Source organism: Lysobacterales bacterium (assembly GCA_014946745.1).
Lineage (GTDB): Bacteria > Pseudomonadota > Gammaproteobacteria > Xanthomonadales > Xanthomonadaceae > Aquimonas.
The window spans coordinates 1,230,541-1,252,480 of sequence record JADCRD010000001.1; the positions used below are offsets into that span (position 1 = coordinate 1,230,541).

The window sequence follows — 21,940 nt, forward strand, 5'->3', positions numbered from 1 at the left end:
CGCCTAAGGTGCTTGTGGCGGCAGCTGCCGCCCGCGGCCGTCCCCTCGGCCGCCGGAGGCTCAACGTCCTCCAAGGGTGCCACCTGCCTGCTCAAGGCGCTGAATCACCGGTGTGTGGCCGGCCCCATCGCCGGGCGGGACAGTTCAGCTGTCCAGAAAATCCACCGGGCCGGCGCCTTCGCGAACCAGCACCGGAGCGTCGCCCGACAAATCCACAACGCTGGTCGGTCCGGGCGGGCAATCCCCGGAATCCAGCATCAAGTCGACATGGCGCAGGGCGTGCTCTGCAACCTCGAAGGCGTCCTGACGGTCGGGCGACTCGTCCGCCGCTTCCGGCGCGAGCTCCAGACTGGTCGAGAGCAGGGGCGAGCCCCAAGCTTCGAGCAAGACTTGCAGCACCGGATGGTCCGGAATGCGGCAACCGATGACCTTGCGCTTAGCCTGCTTGAACCGCCGTGGCAGTTCCGCAGACACCGGGAGGATGAAGGTGTAGGGCCCGGGAACCAGGGGCTTGACGATGCGGAAGGCACTGTCGTCGAGCTTGGCCATCCGGCCGACTTCGCTCAGGCGGGCGCAGAGTAAGGTGAAAGGATGCTTGCTGTCCAGCCCGCGGAGCTTCTGCACGCGCTCCTCCGCGCGCACGGCGTCGATCGCCCATGCGAACAGGTAGCCGGCGTCCGAGGGCGCGACCAGCAGGCTGCCGCGATTCAGCGCATCCACGGCGCGCTGGATCAGGCGCGGCTGCGGGCTGACGGGATGGATGTCGATGCGATCGCCCATGGGGCTCCAGTTGAACAGCGCGCCCGCGAACGGCACCCCGCGCAGAGCGGGGCGTTTGAGGGGGCTTGGGTGAGCGCATATGATGCGCGGTCCATACCGGGGCCGGATAGCCCCGCGATTCCTGCGCTCCTCGGGCCGCCTGCGCGTGCGCTCGCAGGGGCTCGCCCCGCCCGACTTCCCTGCATCGCGAGGACCGCGCCATGTGGTACCTGATCATCGGCTGTGACGCGCCCGAATCACTCGCCAAGCGTCTCGAAGCGCGGCCCTCGCACCTCGCCCGCCTGCATGCCCTGCGCGACGAGGGGCGGCTCAAGCTGGCTGGCCCGCTGCCGGCAATCGACGCCGAAGACCCGGGCGAGGCCGGCTTCGTCGGCTCGGCCATCGTGGCCGAGTTCGAAGATTTCGCCGCCGCTCGCGACTGGGCGCAGTCCGATCCCTACTTCGAGGCGGGCGTCTACGAATCCGTGCAGGTGCTGCCCTTCCGCCCGGTGCTGCCGTGAGCGCACGCGTCGAAGCGATCCGCGCGGCCCTGGCCGTGCTGCAGCCCAGCCTGCTGGAAGTGCATGACGACAGCCACAAGCACGCGGGCCACGAGGGCGCGCGCGACGGCCGTGGACACTTCTCGCTGCTGATCGTCAGTCCGAAGTTCTCGGGCCTGAACGCCATCGCCCGCCATCGCGCGGTGTATGAAGCCGTCGGCAGCCTGATGCAGACCGATATCCACGCGCTGTCCATGCGCGCCTATGCCCCCGAGGAGTTCCAGGGATGACATTCGTACCCGTCCGTCCGATTGCCGCCGCTCTCGCCTGTTTGCTACTCGCGGCCTGCGGCGGCGGCAAGGTTGCCGACGACAGCGGCAAAACCCAGGTACTGCAGGGCGCCCCGCAGGGTGCAATGGTTGCGGTCGTCAACGGCGAGAGCGTGACCCAGCCGGTGTTCGAGACCTTCGCGAAAGGCCTGGGGCTGGACATCGCCCAGCCCGAGCAGCGCCAGCAGGCGCTGGATCGCCTGATCGAAACCTTGCTGCTGGCGCAGACGGGCCTGACAGGGAGCGAGGCGGGCGCGGATTCGCTGCAGGCCGAGCTGGCACTGGGTCGAATGCAGGTGCTGGCGGCCCATCAGCTGAACGCGCTGCGCGGCGAGGTGCAGATCGGCGAACAGGAGCTCCGCGACTACTACGCGCGCGAAGTGGAGCGCGCCGGGGCGCTCGAGTATCAGGCTCAGCACATCCTGTACGCCGACGAAGCGACGGCCGCAGCCGCACTTGCTGAGGCCCTGGCGCCGGATGCCGATTTCGAGGCGCTGATTCAGAAGCACGCGGCGACCGCGCTGCAGGCCCGTGACCTCGGCTGGGCCAACCTGACCCAGACGCCGCCCGAGTTCGCCGAGCTGCTCGGCCAGCTGTCCGATGGCGAAGTCGCACCGGTCGTGGTGCAGACACGCTTCGGCTATCACGTGCTGCGCCGTGCCGGCAGCCGTCCCTACCAGCCCCCGGCGTTCGAGGAGGTTCGACCCGGCATCGAGCAGCAGCTGCAGCAGCAGGCCGTTGCCGAGCGCGTGCGCGCGCTGCGCGCGGCGGCCCAGATCACCGCGCCGGGCGCCAGTACGCCCACGCCGCCGGCCAAGTAAGGCCACGCTCAGAGGAACGCACCGGATGCGTCTGTCCACGATCAAGCTGGCGGGCTTCAAGAGCTTCGTCGATCCCACCACCCTGCACCTGCCCACCAACATGACCGGTGTGGTGGGGCCGAACGGCTGCGGCAAGTCGAACATCATCGACGCCGTGCGCTGGGTGATGGGCGAGAGCTCGGCCAGCCGCCTGCGTGGCGACAATCTGACCGACGTGATCTTCTCAGGCTCCTCGGGCCGCAAGCCGGTGGGCACCGCCACGGTCGAGCTGATCTTCGACAACAGCGACCACACCATCGTTGGCGAGTACGCGCAGTACAACGAGATCTCGGTCAAGCGCATGGTCAGCCGCGATGGCGCCAGTGCGTACTACCTGAACGGCACGCGCTGCCGTCGGCGCGACATCACCGATCTCTTTCTCGGAACGGGCTTGGGCCCGCGCAGCTACTCGATCATCGAGCAGGGCATGATCAGCCAGATCATCGAGGCCCGCCCCGAAGATCTGCGCGTCTATCTGGAGGAAGCCGCCGGCATCTCCAAGTACAAGGAGCGCCGCAAGGAAACCGAGACGCGCATGCGGCACACGCGCGAGAACCTCGACCGCTTGAACGACCTGCGCGAGGAAGTCGACAAGCAGCTCGAGCACCTGAAGCGCCAGGCCCGCCAGGCCGAGCTCTACCAGCAGCTGCGCGCCGAGCAGCGCGAGCGCGATGCGCAGCTGAAGGCCATGCTGTTTGGCGCGGTCGAACGCCAGCTCAGCGAACTGCGCGCGGGGCTCAGCGAAGAGGATCTGCAGCTCGAAGCCACGATCACCGAGCAGCGCCATGTCGAGGCGCAGATCGAGTTGACCCGCGTGCAGCAGGGCGAGGCCGGCGAGGCCCTGTCGAAGGTGCAGGCCGAGAGCTACCGCCTGAGCAGCGATATCGCCCGCGTCGAGCAGCAGATCCGCCACCAGGGCGAGCTGAGCCAGCGCCTGCGCCAAAGCAAGGCCGAAGCCGACGCCTCGCACGCCGAAGTGCTGGCGCATATCGAAGAGGACGCATCGAAGCTGGCCGATCTCGATGCGGTGGTGCAGGAACTCGAACCCGCGGCCAGCGAGGTCGGCGAGCAGCTGGCCGAACGCGCCGATGGCCTGCAGGCGGCCGAGCGCGCGCTCAGCGACTGGCAGCGCAATTCCGACGCGCAGCGGCAGGCGCAGTCCGAGGCCGCGCGCGCAGCCGAAGTCGAGCGCACCCGCATCGACTACCTCGACCGCCAGATGCTCGAACTCGCTCGCCGTCGCGAGACCCTGGCCGGCGAGCTGCAGGGCCTGGATGTGTCGGCGATCGAGGCCGCCCTGGACGACGCAGAGGAGCAGGCTGAAACGCAGCGCGCCCAGGTCGACGCGCTCACCCAAGGCCTCGACGCGCGCAAGCAGGCCGTGCTGGCGGTGCAGGAAAGACAGCGGCTCAGCCAGGCCCAGTTGGCCGAAGTGCGCAAGGAAATCCAGAGCCAACGCGGTCGCCTGGGCTCGCTGGAGGCCCTGCAGGCGGCAGCGCTCGGCCAGGAGAAGGGCGCCGTGCTCGACTGGCTGCGCGCGCAGGGGCTGGAGCAGCAGCCGCGCGCCGGCAGCGTGCTGAAAGTTCAGCCGGGCTGGGAAACCGCGGTCGAAACCGTGCTCGGCAGCCTGATCGAAGGCGTAATGGTCGAGACGCCTGCCCAGCATGCCGAAGCGCTCGCTGCACTGCGCGCCGGCCGGCTCTCGCTGCTGGCCGACGTCGATGAGCTGCTGGTCGCGCCGGCCGATTCGCTGGCCGCTCGCGTGGAAGGCCCTGCGGCTTTGCGTCGACTCCTGATCGATGTGCACGCGGTCGACTCGATCGAATCGGCGCGTGCGCGCCTGCCGGCATTCGCCGACGGTGCGAGCCTGATTACCCGCGAGGGCGAGTGGTTGTCGGCGAGCTTCGCCCGCGTGCTGCGCTCGGGCGAAGCCCAGCAGGGTGCGCTGGCGCGCGAGCGCGAGCTGCAGAACCTGCGCGCCGAACTCCAGAACCAGGGGCTGCGTGAGCAGGCGCTGGTCGAGCAGTTGAACGAACTGCGCGACGCCCTGCAGCAGGCCGAGATCGAGCGCGAGGACGCGCAGCGCAGTCTGTACCTCGCGCACCGCAGCGTGGCCGAACTCTCGGGTCAGCTGCAGAGCCTCACCGGCAAGCTTGACCAGGCGCAGGCGCGCCGCCAGCGCATCGAGGCCGAACTGGCGCAGCTGTCCACGACCATCGAGGACGCTCAGGAGCAGGCCGGCGATTCGCGCGCGCGCCTTGAGCACGCCATGGAGCGCATGGGCGAGCAGGAGGATCTGCGGCTCTCCCTTGAGGGTGAGCGCGAGCGCCTGTTCGCTGCCCGCGAGGCCGCACAGTCGGCCGTGCGCGAGCTGCGCGAGCGCGGCCATCACCTGGCCCTGCAGCTGGAGTCGAAGCGCAGCCAGCGCGCCGGCCTGGAGCAGGGCCTGGCGCGCATGAAAAACCAGCTGCAGCAGCTGGCCCAGCGCCGCGCCGAACTCGCCGAGCAGCTGTCGGTGGGCGATGCGCCGATTGAAGCGCTGAAGAACGAGCTGCAGGTCTACCTCGACAGCCGCATCGATGTGGAGAAGCGGCTGTCGGCAGCGCGTTCGGCGGTCGACGGGATCGAGGGCGAGCTGCGCAACTACGAGCAGCGCCGCCAGCAGCTCGATCAGCGCGCCCTGCTGCTGCGCGAGCGGCTCTCGCGCAAGCGCCTGGACGAGCAGGCGCTGGCTTTGAAGGCGCAGGGCCTGCTGGAGGCGATCACCGCTGCCGAGCTGGAGCCGCAGGCGCTGCTCGACAACCTGCCTGAGAACGCCACGCCCGAGGCCTGGAAGAAGACCCTCGACGAGCTCGAAACCCGCATCAAGCGACTGGAGCCGGTGAACCTCGCGGCGATCCAGGAGTATGGCGAGCAGTCGCAGCGCAAGGACTATCTCGACAGCCAGCACCTGGATCTGAGCCAGGCGCTGGAAACGCTCGAGAACGCAATCCGCAAGATCGACAAGGAAACCCGCGGCCGCTTCAAGGACACCTTCGATCGCGTCAACACCGGCATGCAGGCCCTGTATCCGCGATTGTTCGGCGGCGGCCACGCCTACCTGGAGCTGACCGGCGAGGATCTGCTCGACACCGGCGTGGCGATCATGGCGCGGCCGCCGGGCAAGCGCGTGTCGAACATCTCGCTGCTGTCCGGCGGCGAGAAGGCGCTGACCGCCGTGGCGCTCGTGTTCGCGATCTTCCAGCTGAACCCCGCGCCCTTCTGCCTGCTCGACGAAGTCGATGCGCCGCTCGACGAGGCCAATGTCGGCCGCTTCTCATCGATGGTCACCGAGATGAGCGAGAAGGTGCAGTTCCTGTTCGTCACCCACAACAAATCGACCATGGAGGCCGCCCGCCAGCTGGCCGGCGTGACCATGCGCGAGCCCGGCGTGTCGCGTCTGGTCTCAGTCGATATCGACGAGGCCAGCCGCATGGTCGGCGCGGCCTGAGATCCACCCCATGTCGAACCAGAGCTTGAGCGCACGTGCCGCCGAACTGCGCGCGCAGATCGAGGACGCGAACTACCGCTACCACGTGCTCGATGCGCCGAGCATTCCCGACGCCGAGTACGACCGGCTGCTGCGCGAGCTGGAGGCGTTGGAGTTCGCGCATCCGGAGCTGCGCACCGCGGATTCGCCGACGCTCCGCGTGGGCGCGCGCTCCGACAGCGCTTTCGCAGAAGTCACCCATGCGATTCCGATGCTCTCGCTCGGCAATGCCTTCGACGAAGTCGAGCAGGACGCGCCGGCGCTGCGTCACCGCGAAGTGGCCGAGTTCGTGCGTCGCATTGTCGAGGAGACGGGAGAGGTCGAGCCCGAATTCTCGGTCGAGCCCAAGCTTGACGGCCTGGCCATCAGCTTGCGCTACGAGCAGGGCGTGCTGCTGCAGGGCGCGACCCGTGGTGACGGTGCAACGGGCGAAGACGTCACCGCCAACCTGCGCACGATCCGCGCGATTCCGCTGCGCTTGCGTGGTGACGCACCCGCGCTGCTGGAAGTGCGCGGTGAGGTCTACATGCCGCGGGCCGGCTTCCTGGCCTTCAACCAGCGTGCGCTGGAGCGCGGCGAGAAGACGCTGGCAAATCCGCGCAATGGCGCGGCCGGCTCGCTCCGCCAGCTTGATCCCACGGTCACCGCGCAGCGACCGTTGGCGTTCTATGCCTACGGGATCGGCGCGCAGGAGGGATTCGACGTGCCGCCCACGCACTCGCAGACGCTGCAGCAGCTCGCGGTCTTGGGCTTGCCCATCAGCCCCGAGGTCGACACCGCCTGCGGCTTCGACGGTCTGATCGCGTACTACCGCCGCATCGGCGCCAGGCGCGATGCGCTCGCCTATGACATCGACGGCGTGGTCTACAAGCTGAACCGCTTCGATCAGCAGCGCGCCATGGGCTTCGTTGCCCGTGCGCCGCGCTGGGCGATCGCTCACAAGTTCCCGGCGCAGGAGGAAATGACCGAGGTCGAGGCCATCGACGTGCAGGTCGGGCGCACCGGCGCGATCACGCCGGTGGCGCGACTGAAGCCTGTGCAGGTCGCCGGCGTGGTGGTCACCAATGCCACCCTGCACAACGCCGACCAGATCGCCCGGCTCGACGTGCGCGTCGGCGACACGGTGATCGTGCGCCGCGCGGGCGATGTCATCCCCGAGGTGCTGGCCATGGTCTCCGAGCGTCGCCCTGAGGGCACCGCGCCGTGGTTGCTGCCGAGCGAGTGTCCGGCCTGCGGTTCGGCGGTCGTCCGCCCCGAGGGCGAGGCCGTCGCGCGCTGCAGCGGCGGCCTGTTTTGCCCAGCCCAGCGCAAGCAGGCGCTGATCCATTTCGCCTCACGACGCGCCATCGATGTCGAAGGCCTGGGCGAGCGCATGGTCGAGGATCTGGTCGATCTTGGCCTGGTGCAGAGCGTGGCCGACCTGTACCGGCTCACACTCGACGACCTGCTGGAGATGAAGCGCCGCGCCGATCTGCGCGACGGCAGCACGCCGGAGACGGTCAAGGCCGGCAAGGTCGCGACGCGCTGGGCCGAGAACCTGATCGAGGCTATCGAGCGCAGCCGCCGGCCGAGCCTGGAGCGCCTGCTGTTCGGGCTCGGCATCCTGCAGATCGGCGAGGAGACCGCGAAGGCGCTGGCGCGCAGCTTCGGCAGCCTTGAAGCCATTCGCCGGGCCGACCCGATTGTGCTGCTGGCCGTGCCCGATGTCGGGCCCAAGGTGGCGGCGTCGATCGCCAGCTTCTTCGCGCAGCCGCACAACAATGAAGTCATCGATGCGCTGCTCGCCAACGGCGTGGAGCCCCAGCAGGCGGGTCAGCCCTCGGCCTCGTTGGCGACGCGGCTGGATCTCGGCCATCTGCTGCGCGCGGCCAAAGCGCTCGGCGCACCGCTGGGGCGCTTGGGCGACACCTCGATCAGTCGCATCGGCGAAACCCGTCGCGATCTGGCCGCGCTGACCGCGGCAGGCGAGGGCGGGCTGACCTCGCTGGGCGTCAGCGCCGACGCGGCCGCTGCGCTGTTCGTCATGCTCGCCGATCCGCACTGGGGAGCGCGCCTGCGCACGGTGGATGCAGCCATGGCCGCCCTGCGCGCGGCCGCTCCGCACGAGGTCGAGGGCGGCGTGCTGGCCGGCAAGACGGTGGTTCTGACCGGCTCGCTGTCCGCCCTGACCCGCGATGAGGCTGGGGCAAGGCTCGAAGCGCTGGGCGCCAAGGTGGCCGGCAGCGTGTCGAAAAAGACCAGCTTCGTGGTGGCTGGCGAGGCGGCGGGCAGCAAGCTGGCCAAGGCGAACGAGCTGGGTGTGCCGGTGTGGGACGAGGCGCGACTCCTGGCCTTTCTGGCGGAACACTCGGCGTGAGCTGCCCCCGGGCTCCAGCTTCTGCTTGCGCCCCATCGCCGGCTTGGCGACCATTGGGGCATTGCTGGTCCGCATTCCTTCGAAGAGGCAACCCATGAAACTCGGTACCCGTCAGCGCGGCATCACCCTTCTTGGCTTCATCGTGGTGCTGGCCGTGGTTGGCTTTTTCGCCTTTCTGGCGATGCGGCTGTTTCCGGTGTACTCGGAGTACTACTCGGTGGTGTCGGCCATGAAGGGCCTGCAGACCGAACCCGGCATCGCCACGCAGACGCCGGAGAGGATCCGCGACCTGCTCAATCGTCGCTTCTACATCTCCTACGTCGAGTCCGTGAAGCCCAGCCACGTCAAGATCGCGCGCTCGGGCAACGGCTACAACCTCACGATCAAGTACGAGGTGCGCAAGCCCTTGGCGTACAACATCGACTTCGTGGCGAAGTTCGACAGAACGGTCGAACTGTCGCGCCAGGGCGCCGTTGATTGATCCAGTGTCGCACCCCATGAGCGCGGCGCTGGGTCATACCTTCGCCGATCCGGCCCTGCTGCAGCAGGCGCTGACTCATCGCAGCGCCGGCGGACGCAACAACGAGCGCTTCGAATTTCTCGGCGACGCCGTGCTCAGCGTGGTGGTCGCCGAGGCCCTGTTCCACCGTTTCCCGAAGGCCGACGAGGGCGCGCTCACCCGCGCGCGCTCGCAGCTGGTGCGCGAGCCGCAGCTGGCCGAACTGGCGCGTCAGCACAAGCTCGGCGACCGCCTCATCCTCGGGCAGGGCGAGCTGAAGAGCGGCGGCTTCCGGCGCGAGTCGATCCTCGCCGACGTCGTCGAGGCGATCATCGGGGCCATCCATCTCGATGCCGGTTTCGAGGTGTGTCGCGCCCGCGTGGTGGCGCTGTTCGAGCCGCTGATCGAGGCCCTGCCGCCGGGGCTCAAGGCCGAAAAGGACCCCAAGACTCGCCTGCAGGAATGGCTGCAGGCGAGACAGCTGGGCTTGCCCGAGTATCGATTGATCGAAGCCCGCGGCGATGACCACGACAAGCAGTTCGTAGTCGTCTGCCGCGTCGACAGCCATGCCATCGAAGCGACCGCCACTGCCGGTGCGCGCCGCGAAGCCGAACAGCAGGCCGCCGCCGAAGTGCTGGCCGCCCTGCTTGTTGCATCCACCAAGGAATCTGCATGAACACCCCTGACAGCCCCGCCGCCGGCGGCTTCCGCGTCGGCCACGTGGCCGTGGTCGGCCGCCCGAACGTCGGCAAGTCCACCCTCATCAACGCCCTGGTCGGGTTCCGCGTCAGCATCGTCTCGCGGCGTCCGCAGACCACCCGCCATCGCATCCTCGGCATCAGCACGGTCGAGGGTGGGCAGATCGTCTACGTCGACACGCCCGGCCTGCACGGCAAGGAGCCGCGCGCGATCAACCGCTACATGAACCGCGCCGCCCGCGGTGCGCTGGCCGACGTGCAGATCGGCGTGCTGGTGATCGAAGCCGGCGCCTGGCGCGAGGACGACGAGCGTGCCTACAAGGCCCTGGTCGAGGCGCAGGTGCCGCGCGTGCTGGTGATCAACAAGGTCGACAAGCTGAAGGACAAGGGCGCGCTGCTGCCCTTCATCCAGCAGGTCATGAAGGACCACGATTTCATCGAGGTGGTGCCGCTGTCAGCACAGAAGCGCAAGGGGCTGGAGGTGCTGCAGAAGGTCCTGCTGAAGCACCTGCCCGAGGGCGAGGCGCTGTTCGAGGAAGACCAGGTCACCGACCGCAGCGAGCGCTTCCTCTGCGCCGAGCTGATCCGCGAGCAGCTGATGCGCAAGCTGGGCGACGAGCTGCCCTATGCCACCAGCGTCGAGATCGAGAACTGGGAAGAGGACGGCCGCATGTCGCGGATCGCGGCGGTGATCTGGGTCGAACGCGACGGTCAGAAGGCCATCGTGATCGGCGCTGGCGGCGAGCAGCTGCGGCAGATCGGCATGGATGCGCGCATCGCCATGGAGCGACTGCTCGACCGCAAGGTCTTCCTGCAGCTGTGGTGCAAGGTCCGCGAGGGCTGGAGCGACGACGAGCAGGTGCTGCAGCGCTTCGGCTACACCGAGTAATCGCGTGTCGCGCAGCGGTAGCCCCGGCCCGCGCGTTGAAGGCGAGCCCGCCTACGTGCTGCATGCGCGGCCGTTCCGCGAAACCAGCCAGCTGCTGGAGGTGTTCAGCGCTGGCCACGGCCGCATGGGTCTGTTGGCGCGTGGCGCCAAGGGCGGCAAGGGCGGCGGTCGCGCGGCCCTGCTGCAGCCCTTCACTCCGCTGATCCTCGCCTGGCAGGGCCGCGGCGAGCTGCCGCAGCTGATCGAGGTCGAGCCCGCGGGGCTTGCGCCCCGTCTGCAGGGCGATGCGCTGATGGCGGGTTTCTACGCCAACGAGCTGCTGGTGCAGCTGCTGAACCGCGGCGAGGGGCAGTCGGCGCTGTTCGCCCGCTACGCCCTGCTGCTTTCGCAGTTGGCGGCGGGTGATCTGGCCTGGCCGCTGCGCTGCTTCGAGCGCGATCTGCTGCTGGCGATCGGCTTCGAGCTGCCGCTGGACGCCGATCACGCGGGCCAAGCCATCGAGCCTGAAGCGCGCTATCGCTGGCTGGGCGAGGCGGGCGCGCTGCGCTTGGGCATCGCGGAGCAGGCGGGCATCGAGGGCGCCGCACTGATTGGACTGCGCGGCGAGCAGGCACCGCCCGACGCCCTGCTGCCGCCCTTGCGACGCCTGCTGCGCGAAGAGCTGAAGCGCCATCTGCATGGCCGCAGCCTGCGCAGCTGGGGCCTGCTTGCCGAGTTCGAAGCCTTGCGCGGCTGAGCGACGCCGGGAAACCTCCGTCGACTGCGGGCGCGCTGCAGGGGGGCAAGCTCTCGGGGGCTCCGTCGCGGTCTATCAGCCCGAGGGAATGCCCTCACGGAGCAGACGTTCGATCTCTGCGAACAGCGGCCCCAGTGCGCTTGCGCGCTGCGCTGCGGCCAGTGGATCACCCAACTGGCTGCGTGCACTCTCGATGTGTGCCGCCAGCGCCATCGCCCCGGTAAGCCGCGCCGAGCCCAGCAGCTTGTGCAGCAGGGCATCCAGCGCCTCGAACTCAGGCGGGGACGCGGCAGCGGCGCGCTGCAGTTCGGCCCGCTGCGCCGGCAGCTCGCCCAGCATCAGCTGGCGCAGCGCGCGCGCAATCGATGCATGGCCGTTGGCGGCGGCCAGCGCGCGCCCTTCGTCCCAGCTGGGCGGCGCCAAGCCCAGCGCATGCAGCGCATGCAGCAGGGCGTCGGCAGCGATGGGCTTGCGCAAGCGCGCATCGAACTGCGCGGCCCCGCTGTCCGGCCGCGGCCTGGGATCGAGATCGGCGCTGAGCGCCAGCGCCGGGGCGCACACGCCGCCCGCGCGCAGCCGCGCCAGCAGCCCTTCACCGCTGCCGTCGGGCAGACGCTGGTCCAGCAGCAGCCCGTCGAACGCCTTGACTTCGGCCACGGCCAGCGCCTGCTGGCAGTCGCCAGCGTGCTCGACCGCGTAGCCCCAGCCACCCAACAGATGGCGCAGCCAGTGCGCGCCGATCGGGTCGTCTTCCACCAGCAGCAGGTGCAGAGCAGGCGGTTCCATCGTGGCGGGCTCTCCAGAGGGTATGGGGGTGGATCGGAAACGGCGGGCGCATCCGGCGCGTCAGTTCGAGATGCTTTGCACTGGGTTCTCTGCGCCCTCTGCGCCCTCTGCGCGTTCGCCGAGCCGCGAACGCTGCAGCGGTGGCCGCAGTGGGCGCTGCGGTCTGAGCTGCGCCAACGGCAGTGGCGAAGACTGCAGCGCTGCCGTGCGCTCTGGGGTGCGCGCTCGCGACCCCTGATCACGTCGAGGTGGAACCTGATCAGTGTCGCCCCAAGAGGGCGCAGTGCAACCCTGGCCTGTTCACCCTTGCCGTATCCTGCCGAGCATGCGGAGATCGACTTCCCGGCTCAAGCCCTGCGCGCAGCGCCTCGGCCTGCTTGCAGTGCTGGCTCTCATTTCGCTTTCTGCCGCGGCGCGTGAGCTGAGGGTGCGCGCGGATGCGGTCCAGCATGAGGGGATCAGCGCACGCGGCCTGATGCTTAGCCTGCAGTCACCGGACGCAGGCGACGCCGGGCTGCAGCTGCGGCTGCAGATCAAGGCGCTGACGATCGCGCCGCTGGGCTACCAGTTCGATGCAGTCGACTGGCGCTGTGAGCTGCGTCGCCGCGACTCGGGCGTCTGGGACTGCGCGGGGCCGCTCAGCAGCGCCCGTGCGGCGGCGGGCGATTTGGTCCTGGAGATCGACCGCGGCGCCCTGCAGCTCGCCCTGGTGCGCGGGCGCACCCGCCTGCAGATCGGTCTGCCAGGCGACGGGCAGCCCATCGCGCTCAAGGTCGAGCGTCTGCCGGCGGCCTGGCTGCAGCCGATGATCGCGTCGGTCTGGCCGCAGCTGCGGCTGACCGCGGGACAGCTCGGTGCCGAGCTGTCGCTCAAGCTCGCCGACACGGCGCCGCAGCTGAGCGGCGAGCTGCGGGCCGAGGGCTTGGGCCTGGACACTGAAGATGGCCAGCTGGCCGCCGCCGATCTGAAAATTCGCGGGGAGCTGTCCCTGACCCTGGCCGAGCGCACGCAGCTGGCGCTGGAGCTGGCGCTGAGCGGCGGTGAGCTGCTGGCTGGGCCCTTGTACGCGCGCCTGCCGACGCAGCCGGTGCAGCTGCAGCTGTCGGCGCAGGGGCAGGGCGCGCGCTGGTCGCTCGAAGCGCTGCGCTGGAGCGATCCCGAAGCGCTGCAGCTGGACGCTCGCGCCGAGCTGAGCTTCGACGACGCCCAGCCACTTCGCCAGGCGATGCTCTCTGCCCGCAGCCCGCGCGTCGACGTGCTGGTCGCGCGCTATCTCGACACCGCACTCGCCACGGCCGGCCTGCCGGGCTTGCAGGCCGAGGGCTTAATGGCGCTGCAGATCGAACTGGACGCCGGGCGCATCGAGTCCCTGAACTTCGAGGCCGAAGCGTTGGCCCTGCACGATGCCAAGGGCCGGTTCGCCGCTGAGGGCGTCACCGGCGCGCTGGGCTTCGTCCGCGGCGCGAGCCCGCGCAGCGACCAGCTGCGCGTCGAGCACCTCGCCCTGTATGGCGCCCAGTTCGCGCCCGCAGCCCTCGACTGGGTCAGCAGCGGCGGCGAGTGGCGGCTGCAGCGGCCGCTTGCGCTGCAGGTGCTGGGCGGTGAGCTTCGACTCGATGCCTTGCGCTGGAACAGCGCTGCCGAACCGGGCAGCGAGAATCGCTTTGCCGCCTCGGCGTCGGTGCGTGCTATCGACCTGCGCCAGCTGTCGGCACAGCTCGGCTGGCCGCCTTTCGAGGGCGAGCTGTCCGGTGACATTCCCGGCGTGCGCTACGGCGGAGGCGTGCTGGCGCTCGACGGCGCGCTGCGCATGCGCGTTTTCGATGGCGAGATCGAGGTGGCCGGGCTGGCGCTGGAGCGCCCCTTCGGGGTGGCGCCGACGCTGGCGGCGGACATCGAGCTTCGCGGTCTCGATCTGCAGCCGCTCACCGCCGCTTTCGGTTTTGGTGAGATCACCGGCCGCCTCGGCGGCTACATCCGCGGGCTGCGTCTGCTTGACTGGTCCCCCGTCGCTTTCGACGCCCGCTTTGTCACCGACGAGAACGCCAAGGGATCGCGCCGGATCAGCCAGCGCGCCGTGCGCGATCTCTCTTCCGTCGGCGGCATGGGGCCGGCGGCGGCGCTGCAGCAGGGCGTGCTGCGCGCTTTCGAGACCTTTCCCTATGCGCGTATCGGCATCGCCTGCCGTTTGCACAACAACGTCTGCGAGATGGATGGGCTCGCCCGCAGTGCGCGAGGCGATACCCTGGTCGAGGGTTCCGGGCTGCCGCGGATCAGCGTCAACGGCATGCAGCGCGAAGTCGATTGGCCGGTGCTGGTGGAGCGCTTGCGCGCGGTCAGCGCAGGGCAGACGCCGACCTTCGATTGAGACAGAACGCGCGGAGCGATGGCGCATCCGGCGCTGTCGCGCGCATCCCGCCGTCTTTGCCCACACATGAGGAGTGTTCCATGTCATTGCTTTGCATCGTTACCGGCGCCAGTCGGGGCCTGGGTGCGGCGCTGGCCCGCGGGCTGCTGGCCCGCGGTGCCGAGCTGCTGTGTCTGTCGCGCGGCCTGGATGCGACGCTGCAGTCCGACGCCAATGCTGCGGGGCGCAGGCTTGAGCAATGGCGGGTGGATCTGGCGGATGCACAGCCCGTGGCTGCGCGCGTTGAGGGCTGGCTGGAAGCGCGTGGTCCGGCGGGCCTGAGTGGCCTGCTGCTGATCAACAACGCCGCGGTTCTGGAAACCCCGGGTCCGTTCGAGTCGCAGGCAGGTGCGGACATCGTGCGCGCGCTGCGCGTCGGGCTGGAGGCGCCCCTGCTGCTGAGCCGCGCTGTGCTGCGGGCGAGTGCGCACTGGCCGCTCGATCGACGCATTCTCAACATCTCATCGGGCCTCGGCCGACGACCGCTGGCCGGCTTAGCGACCTACTGCGCGATCAAGGCCGGGCTCGATCACTTCAGCCGCACGCTCGCCGCGGAGCAGGCCGAAGCGACGCGGCCTGCGCGGGTATGTGCGCTGGCGCCGGGCATCATCGACACCGGTATGCAGGTGCAGCTGCGCGGCGCCGATCCCCAAGCCTTTGCGGCGCGGCAGGTGTTCGAAGGCTTTCTTTCCCAGGGTGCGCTGGACACGCCTGAGCAGGCGGCGTCCAAGGTGATCGAACTGCTGCTGTCGGCCCGCTTCGGTGCCGATGCAGTCGCCGATGTGCGCGAGTAGGTCGAACGCCGCCAGAGCGTCTGCGATTGGCGTAAGCAAGGCGTGCCGCTGCCAGCAGGCGCACAGCGAGGCAGCTGCAGAGCGGGTGTGTGCCGTGCGGACGCTTGGCGTTCAGCCGCCCGCGAAACGGCGGTTGACCGCGTTCCAGTTGACGATCGGCCACCAGCCGCGCACGTAGTCGGCGCGCAGGTTCTGATGCTGCAGGTAATGGGCGTGCTCCCACAGGTCGAGGGCCAGCAGGGGCTCGCCGTTGGGGCTCACCACATCCATCAGCGGGTTGTCCTCGTTGGGCGTGGTGGTGATCGCCAGCTCGCCCGACTCGGTGCGGATCAGCCAGGCCCAGCCCGCGCCGAAGACCGACAGTGAGGCGTTCTCGAACTCGCGCTTGAAGGCCTCCAGCGAGCCGAACCTGGCATTGATGGCCTCAATCAGTTCGGGGCTGGGCTCGCCGCCCTGGCCTGCCGGGGCCAGCAGGCTCCAGAACAGGCTGTGGTTGTAGTGGCCGCCGCCGTTGTTGCGAACCGCCATGCTGTATTCGGAAACGCCGCGAAGAATCTGCTCCAGGGTCATGCCTTCGAGGCGCGGATCCTGCTGTACCGCGGCGTTGAGAGTGCTGACAAAGGCCTGATGATGTCGGCCGTGGTGGATGCGCACGGTCTTCGCGTCCATGTGCGGTTCGAGTGCGTCCGCCGCGTAGGGCAGTGCCGGCAACGCGAAAGCCTGGGCGAGGGCGGCGCTGGTAGCGCACGACAGAAGAGCGCCGAGGCAAAAACGCAGGATGGCGATCACAGCAGGGAGTCCTCCGGGCTAGAACCTGGGCGCAGAGTAGCTCTGTCGACGTGCATGCGGGATAGCGGAGGCTATGCGCCGGTGCGTTCTGCAGGGCGCGCGAGTCACTCACAGCGCCGCGCGCGCGCATTGACGGCCGCGTGCGAAGGGGACTAGCGTTGCCAAAGCGTTAAGCCAACGGCCCCGGCCCGCGCCATGCAGCGGGGTCTTTCGTCGCATCCACGCCGCAGGAGATCCGCGCTCATGTCCAACCCCAAGCACTCCACGCTTGCCCTCACCATCGCTCTTGTGCTGGCAGCGCCACTGCCCGCCGTCGCGCAGTCGGAGGGCGCGCAGGACGAGGCCCGCGAACTGGATCAGGTCGTCGTCACCGGCACACGCGTGGCGGGACGCTCCGCCACCGACACCGCGGTGCCGCTGGATGTCGTGGATGTCGCTCAGCTTGAACGCACCGGCTCGCCGGAACTCAATCAGGCGCTGTCGGTCACCCTGCCGTCCTTCAACTTCCCGCGTCCGGGCCTCACCGACGGCACCGACACGGTGCGTCCGGCCACCCTGCGCGGCCTCTCGCCCGACCAGAGCCTGGTGCTGGTCAACTCGAAGCGCCGCCACTCGGCCGCACTCGTCAACGTCAACGGCTCGGTGGGTCGCGGCGCCGCCGCGGTCGATCTGAACACCATTCCCACCGCCGCCGTGCAGGGCATCGAAGTGCTGCGCGATGGCGCCTCCGCGCAGTACGGCTCGGACGCCATCTCCGGCGTCATCAATGTGCTGCTGCGCGATGCCAGCGAAGGCGGCAACGCCAGCGTCTCCTACGGCGTGCGCGAAACCAGCTACACCACGCCGGTGACCCCCGGCCCGGCCAACGCCAACTGGCCCACGCCCTCCACCATCAGCCGCGACCGCACCGACGGCGACACCGTCACCGTGTCCGGCTGGAAGGGCTTCGGCTTGGGCGAGGACGGCTACGTCACCCTGTCTGCCGAGTACAAGGACCAGCAGCGCACCGAGCGCGGCGGCTATGACCACCGCCAGCAGTACCCGCTGGTCAACGGCCAGTTCGATCCGCGCGAAGCCAACATCGATCGCTTCAACGCCTGGTACGGGGAGCCCGATCTGCAGCAGCTCACGCTGTTCGGCAACGCCGGCGTCAACCTGGCCGATGGCGGCAGGCTCTACGCCTGGGCCAGCTACCAGGGTCGAGAAGCCGACTCGGCGGGCTTCTTCCGCCGCGCGCTCGACGACCGCAATGTCATCCAGATCTACCCGAACGGCTTCCTGCCGATCATCTCGCCCAACGTCGATGACTACAGCTTTGCCTTCGGCTACGAGTGGACCCGCGGCGAATGGGATCTCGATGCCTCGCTGGGCTGGGGTCGCAACGAGATGGCCTTCACCATCAACAACACCCTGAACCGCTCGCTCGGGCCGTCCAGCAAGACCTCCTTCAACGCCGGCGGCTACGACTACGACCAGCTGGTGCTGAACCTGTCGGGCGTGCGTTCTGCCGATGTCGCGGCCTTCAGCTCGCCGCTCAACATCGCCCTGGGCGCCGAAACCCGCCGCGAGAGCTATTCGATCTTCGCGGGCGAGCCCGATTCCTACCGCAACGGCGGCATCCTGCTGCCGAACGGCACGCCTACCGCTTCGGGTGCGCAGGTCTTCCCCGGCTTCCGTCCGTCCAACGAGGTCGACGAGAGTCGCCAGGCCGTCGGCGTCTATCTCGACCTTGAAGCGAACCTCACCGAGAAGCTGCTGGGCTCGGCGGCCGTGCGCTTCGAGAACTACTCCGACTTCGGCTCCAACAGCACCGGCAAGCTGGCCCTGCGCTATGACTTCAGCGAGGCCTTCGCTTTGCGCGGTTCAGCGCAGACCGGCTTCCGCGCGCCCAGCGTGCAGCAGCAGTACTTCACCGCGACCTCGACCAATTTCATCAACGGCGTACCCTTCGACATCACCACCTTCCCGGTGGCCTCAGCGGAGGCGCGGGCGCTCGGCGCGCAGCCGCTGGAGGCCGAGGAGTCGGTCAACTTCTCCCTGGGAGCGGTGCTCAGCCTCGGCAGCGTGTCGCTCACCGTCGACGCTTACCGCATCGACATCGACGATCGCATCGTGCTGAGCGAAAACCTGACCGCTGCCAACGTGCGCCAGTACCTGACTTCGCAGGGCTTCATCGGCATCGGCGGCGGCCGCTTCTTCATCAACGGCGTCGACACCGAAACCCAAGGCGTGGACGTGGTGCTGAACTGGCCGCTGGAGACCGACGCTGCCGGCCGCTTCGACTTCACCCTGCTCGGCAACTACAACGAAACCAAGGTCACCCGCGTGCCGAGCACCTCGCAGCTGTCCTCGCTGACGCCGCCGCCGGTGCTGTTCGATCGCATCAACGTGCTGACCTTCGAGCGCGGCACCCCGAAGGACAAGTACGCCGCCAACGTCGACTGGACCTACGACCGCTTCGGCGCCACCTTCCGCGCCACCCGCTACGGCGAGGTGCTGACGCCCGGCACCACGGCGGCGAACGACTTCCTGCTCGGCCCGAAGGTGCTGCTGGATCTGGAAGCCCGTGTCGACGTCACCGAGCAGTGGCGCGTGGCAGTCGGCGCGGAAAACCTGACCGACGAGTATCCCGATGCCTTCACCATCAACCTCAACACCACCGGCAACACGCCCTACTCGAACTACTCGCCCTTCGGCCGCAGCGGACGCCTGCTGTACGCGCGGGTGAGCTACGACTTCTGAGTTCGCGCCGTAGGATCTCGCAGGCTGAGAGGCCGCCCTTGGGCGGCCTCTCAGCATTCGCCGTCCACACTCCCTGTCGACCAGCGCCGAGGATCAGCGCGCAGGAAGCAGCGGTCGACCTTCGCCCTCGAGACCATCCGCAAACACGCTGTCGAAGCGTTCGAACTCGCGGCAGCCCGGCGCTTCCGCCGCCGCGCGCAGCTCGACGAACAGTGCCTCGTAGTCCGAGATCAGTCGCGTGTTGATGCCGGGCAGCCCGCGCACCATGAACACGCCGAACAGCCCTGCCTCGAAGTCGATCCAGGGCATGAAGCCGAAGGCGCCCAGGCTGTGGATGAGCGGGGGACGCGTGGCCGGACGCTGCGGCAGGAACCAGCTGCCGAGTCCATAGCGGATGGGGGGCTCGGCGGTGGGCGGCGGATCGATCACGGGAAGATCGGCGACGCGATCGCGCCACAGCTCGAACACGCTGTCGCGCGACAGCAGGCGGGCGCCCGAGGCGGCGACACCCTCGTTGGTCAGCAGGTGCAGAACGGCAGCGTAGTCCCGGAGATTGGAGCGGGCGCCACCCGCGATCATGTAGTTGGTGGTCGCGCCAAACGCCTGCCAATCGATGCTGGTGATGCCAAGTGGCGCGCCCAGGGCCTGCTGCCAGCCCTGCTGCCAGTCCTGGCCGCTGGCGACTTCGGCCGCGCGGCCGCCGATGTGCATCGACACTCCACCGTAGGCGAACTGCCCGCCGACGCGGTAGCCCGCCGGAAAGTCGCGGCAGCAGGCGATCTGCTGCACCGCTTGAGCCAGGCTGATGCTGCGGTCGGTGATCTCGGGCGCGCCCGAGTCGTTGCCGTATCCCGAGGTGTGCGAGAACAGCTGGTCGAGCGTCATGCCCGCCTTGTCGCCGCTGAACTCCGGCAGCAGCGGGCCGATTGGTGCGTCCAGGTCGAGCACGCCGCGATCGCTGAGCTGCAGGATGCGCACCGCGCTCAGCAGCTTGCTGGCCGAGGCGATCGCGACCACGGTCTGGGCGCTGTAGCTGCCGGCGTAGTGCTCAACCAGCAGGCCCTGGCGGTTGCCGAGGAGCAGGGCCGCGCCCGGCAGCCCTTCACGCTGACGCATCGACTCGAAGCGCTGCAGGCTGGGGCCGAAATCGCAGCCCGGCCCCTGCTGCGCATCCGCCTGCGGCAGCAGCCCGAGCAGCAGGGCGGCGAAGACCCATGACGCGACCGCGAGGCGAGGGCGTTGAGTCGCTCTGCCGACGCTGGCACGAGCCCGCTGGGGCCGCGGAGAAACGAGGAGGGCACAGGGATCAGCAGAGGCTTCGGGTGTCGCGGGGCGGGTGTGCATGCGCAGGGCCGGTGAGAGTTCCGAACTCCCTCAACGCAGCGGGCGCGTCAAGGTTGACGCGCCCGTGTCTTCACTGCCGGCGGAAGTCTAACGTCGCGCCGTCGACTCAGGTCGTTGCGCTGTCCCGCAGTTCTCGCCGCAGGATCTTGCCGACATTGGTTTTCGGCAGCTCGGTGCGGAACTCGATGTAGCGCGGCTGCTTGTAGCCGGTCAGCTCGTGGCGGCAGTGGTTCTTGATGTCGTCAGCGGTGAGGTTGGGGTCCTTCTTGACGATCACCACCTTCACCGCCTCGCCGGACTTCTCGTCAGGCACGCCGACCGCTGCGACTTCGAGCACGCCCGGGTGGGTCGCGATCACGTCTTCGATCTCGTTCGGATACACGTTGAAGCCGGACACCAAGATCATGTCCTTCTTGCGATCGACGATGTAGCAGTAGCCGTTCGCGTCCATCTTGGCCATGTCGCCCGTCTTGAGCCAGCCGTCGGCGGTCAGCACCTTGGCGGTCTCTTCCGGCCGCTGCCAGTAGCCGGCCATCACCTGCGGGCCGCGGATGCACAGCTCGCCCACTTCGCCGATTGGCAGGATCTGGCCGCTCTCGTCCTGGACCGAGGCTTCAGTGCTGGGCACCGGCAGGCCGATGGCGCCGTTGAAGTCCTTGAGATCCATCGGGTTGATGCAGGCGGCGGGCGAGGTTTCGGTCAGGCCATAGGCTTCGACCAGGGTCACGCCGGTCACCTTCTTCCAGCGCTCGGCCACAGCGCGCTGCACGGCCATACCGCCGCCCAAGGTCAGATGCAGGCGGGAGAAATCGAGCTTGTCGAAGCCCGGAGTGTTGAGCAGACCGTTGAACAGCGTGTTGACGCCGGTGATCGCGGTGAAGCGGATACCCGACAGCGTCTTGACGAAGCCCGGCATGTCGCGCGGGTTGGTGATCAGATGGTTCAGCCCGCCGAACTTGATGAAGACCAGACAGTTCGCCGTCAGCGCAAAGATGTGGTAGAGCGGCAGGGCGGTGATGATCTCTTCCTCACCCAGCTTGACGTTGGTGCCGAGCCAAGCCGAGGACTGCTGCATGTTCGCCACCAGGTTGCGGTGGGTCAGCATGGCGCCCTTGGACACGCCGGTGGTGCCGCCGGTGTACTGCAGGAAGGCGATGTCGGACGGCGCGATGTCGATCGTGGGCAGCTTCTTGCCTGCACCGGCGTTCACCGCGTCGACGAAGTTCACCGCCCCCGGCAGGCTATAGTCAGGCACCGCTTTGCGCACGTACTTCAGCACGAAGTTGACGATGTAGCGCTTGGGGAAGCCCAACATGTCGCCCACGCCGGTGGTGAAGACGTGTTTGACCTGGGTGTCCTTGACGACTTCCTGCACGACGTTGGCGAAGTTCTCGACCACGACGATGGCGACAGCGCCGGAATCATTGAGCTGATGCTTCAGCTCGCGCGGCGTGTAGAGCGGGTTGGTGTTGACCACCGTCAGCCCCGCGCGCAGCACGCCGAAGATCGCCACCGGGTACTGCAGCAGGTTCGGCATCATCAGCGCGACGCGATCGCCCTTCTTGAGCTTGAGATCCAGCAGCAGGTGACAGGCGAACTGGTAGCTCAGGCGATCCAGCTCGTCATAGCTGATCGTCTTGCCCATGTTCTCGAAGGCGGGCTTGCTGCGGTACCGGTCGCAGCTGTCCTCCAGTACCGACACGATGTTGCGGTACTGCTCGAGATCGATCTCGGCGGGGACACCTTTCGGGTAGTGGGCCAGCCACGGGCGCGAGGCGCTCATTCAGTTCTTCCTCCCTGTCGCACCTCGGTGGGTGCGGTTCGAATGCGCCGCGGGCCAGGGTATGCCTGCACCGTGCCCCGCGGTATGTTTTGCCGGATTGGAGCATAGGCCCTCCGGGCAGGCAAGGCGGCCCATGAAGC

The 21,940-nt window shown here is 68.6% G+C and carries 17 protein-coding genes; 12 read left to right on the forward strand and 5 right to left on the reverse strand.

Features of this window, described 5'->3' with window-relative positions:
- Positions 1-144 precede the first annotated feature (144 nt).
- The gene (locus H4O13_04945) at positions 145-780 is read right to left on the reverse strand and encodes a threonylcarbamoyl-AMP synthase (protein ID MBE5314733.1); all 636 of its coding nucleotides are present in this window, start codon (positions 778-780) and stop codon (positions 145-147) included.
- A 200-nt stretch (positions 781-980) separates the two neighbouring features.
- On the opposite strand from H4O13_04945, the gene H4O13_04950 reads away from it, so the two are divergent.
- The 9 genes from H4O13_04950 (at position 981) to recO (ending at position 11,155) form a co-directional block, all read left to right on the forward strand.
- Positions 981-1,280 (forward strand): YciI family protein, encoded by a 300-nt coding sequence (locus H4O13_04950; GenBank protein ID MBE5314734.1) that lies wholly within the window; start codon positions 981-983, stop codon positions 1,278-1,280.
- 17 nt (positions 1,281-1,297) lie between these two features.
- Positions 1,298-1,549 (forward strand): BolA family transcriptional regulator, encoded by a 252-nt coding sequence (locus H4O13_04955; protein MBE5314735.1) that lies wholly within the window; start codon positions 1,298-1,300, stop codon positions 1,547-1,549.
- Entirely contained in the window at positions 1,546-2,409 is an 864-nt protein-coding gene (locus H4O13_04960) for a peptidyl-prolyl cis-trans isomerase (protein ID MBE5314736.1), read from the forward strand. The genes H4O13_04955 and H4O13_04960 overlap by 4 nt, the downstream gene beginning before the upstream one ends.
- A 25-nt stretch (positions 2,410-2,434) precedes the next feature.
- Entirely contained in the window at positions 2,435-5,938 is a 3,504-nt protein-coding gene (gene smc / locus H4O13_04965) for a chromosome segregation protein SMC (GenBank protein MBE5314737.1), read from the forward strand.
- 10 nt (positions 5,939-5,948) lie between these two features.
- Positions 5,949-8,333, forward strand: coding sequence for an NAD-dependent DNA ligase LigA (ligA, locus tag H4O13_04970; protein ID MBE5314738.1), 2,385 nt, complete (start codon positions 5,949-5,951; stop codon positions 8,331-8,333).
- 94 nt (positions 8,334-8,427) lie between these two features.
- The gene (locus H4O13_04975; protein ID MBE5314739.1) at positions 8,428-8,814 is read left to right on the forward strand and encodes a DUF4845 domain-containing protein; all 387 of its coding nucleotides are present in this window, start codon (positions 8,428-8,430) and stop codon (positions 8,812-8,814) included.
- A gap of 16 nt (positions 8,815-8,830) precedes the next feature.
- Entirely contained in the window at positions 8,831-9,508 is a 678-nt protein-coding gene (rnc, locus tag H4O13_04980; GenBank protein ID MBE5314740.1) for a ribonuclease III, read from the forward strand.
- A complete protein-coding gene (era, locus tag H4O13_04985) occupies positions 9,505-10,419 on the forward strand; it encodes a GTPase Era (GenBank protein ID MBE5314741.1) in 915 nt (304 codons plus the stop codon). Before rnc ends, era begins: the two co-directional genes overlap by 4 nt.
- 4 nt (positions 10,420-10,423) lie before the next feature.
- Complete coding sequence (gene recO / locus H4O13_04990; GenBank protein ID MBE5314742.1) at positions 10,424-11,155, forward strand: DNA repair protein RecO; 732 nt, start codon at positions 10,424-10,426, stop codon at positions 11,153-11,155.
- A gap of 75 nt (positions 11,156-11,230) precedes the next feature.
- On the opposite strand, the gene H4O13_04995 is transcribed toward recO, so the two are convergent.
- Positions 11,231-11,941: a response regulator gene (locus H4O13_04995; GenBank protein ID MBE5314743.1), complete on the reverse strand. Its 711-nt coding sequence runs from the start codon at positions 11,939-11,941 to the stop codon at positions 11,231-11,233.
- 475 nt (positions 11,942-12,416) lie between these two features.
- Between H4O13_04995 and H4O13_05000 the strand changes: the two genes are divergently transcribed.
- Both H4O13_05000 and H4O13_05005 read left to right on the forward strand, forming a co-directional pair.
- Complete coding sequence (locus H4O13_05000; GenBank protein MBE5314744.1) at positions 12,417-14,309, forward strand: hypothetical protein; 1,893 nt, start codon at positions 12,417-12,419, stop codon at positions 14,307-14,309.
- 80 nt (positions 14,310-14,389) lie between these two features.
- Positions 14,390-15,142: an SDR family NAD(P)-dependent oxidoreductase gene (locus H4O13_05005; GenBank protein MBE5314745.1), complete on the forward strand. Its 753-nt coding sequence runs from the start codon at positions 14,390-14,392 to the stop codon at positions 15,140-15,142.
- Between the two features lie 111 nt (positions 15,143-15,253).
- On the opposite strand, the gene H4O13_05010 is transcribed toward H4O13_05005, so the two are convergent.
- Positions 15,254-15,931 carry a superoxide dismutase gene (locus H4O13_05010; protein MBE5314746.1) on the reverse strand — a complete coding sequence of 226 codons (678 nt, stop codon included), beginning with the start codon at positions 15,929-15,931 and terminating at the stop codon, positions 15,254-15,256.
- Positions 15,932-16,174: 243 nt separating this feature from the next.
- Here H4O13_05010 and H4O13_05015 point away from each other — a divergent pair, with 243 nt between their 5' ends.
- Positions 16,175-18,673 (forward strand): TonB-dependent receptor, encoded by a 2,499-nt coding sequence (locus tag H4O13_05015; GenBank protein MBE5314747.1) that lies wholly within the window; start codon positions 16,175-16,177, stop codon positions 18,671-18,673.
- 93 nt (positions 18,674-18,766) lie between these two features.
- Here H4O13_05015 and H4O13_05020 read toward each other — a convergent pair whose 3' ends face one another.
- Both H4O13_05020 and H4O13_05025 read right to left on the reverse strand, forming a co-directional pair.
- Positions 18,767-20,017, reverse strand: a complete 1,251-nt coding sequence (locus H4O13_05020) for a beta-lactamase family protein (GenBank protein MBE5314748.1) — start codon at positions 20,015-20,017, stop codon at positions 18,767-18,769.
- 106 nt (positions 20,018-20,123) lie between these two features.
- Entirely contained in the window at positions 20,124-21,800 is a 1,677-nt protein-coding gene (locus tag H4O13_05025; GenBank protein MBE5314749.1) for a long-chain-fatty-acid--CoA ligase, read from the reverse strand.
- Between the last annotated feature and the right edge of the window lie 140 nt (positions 21,801-21,940).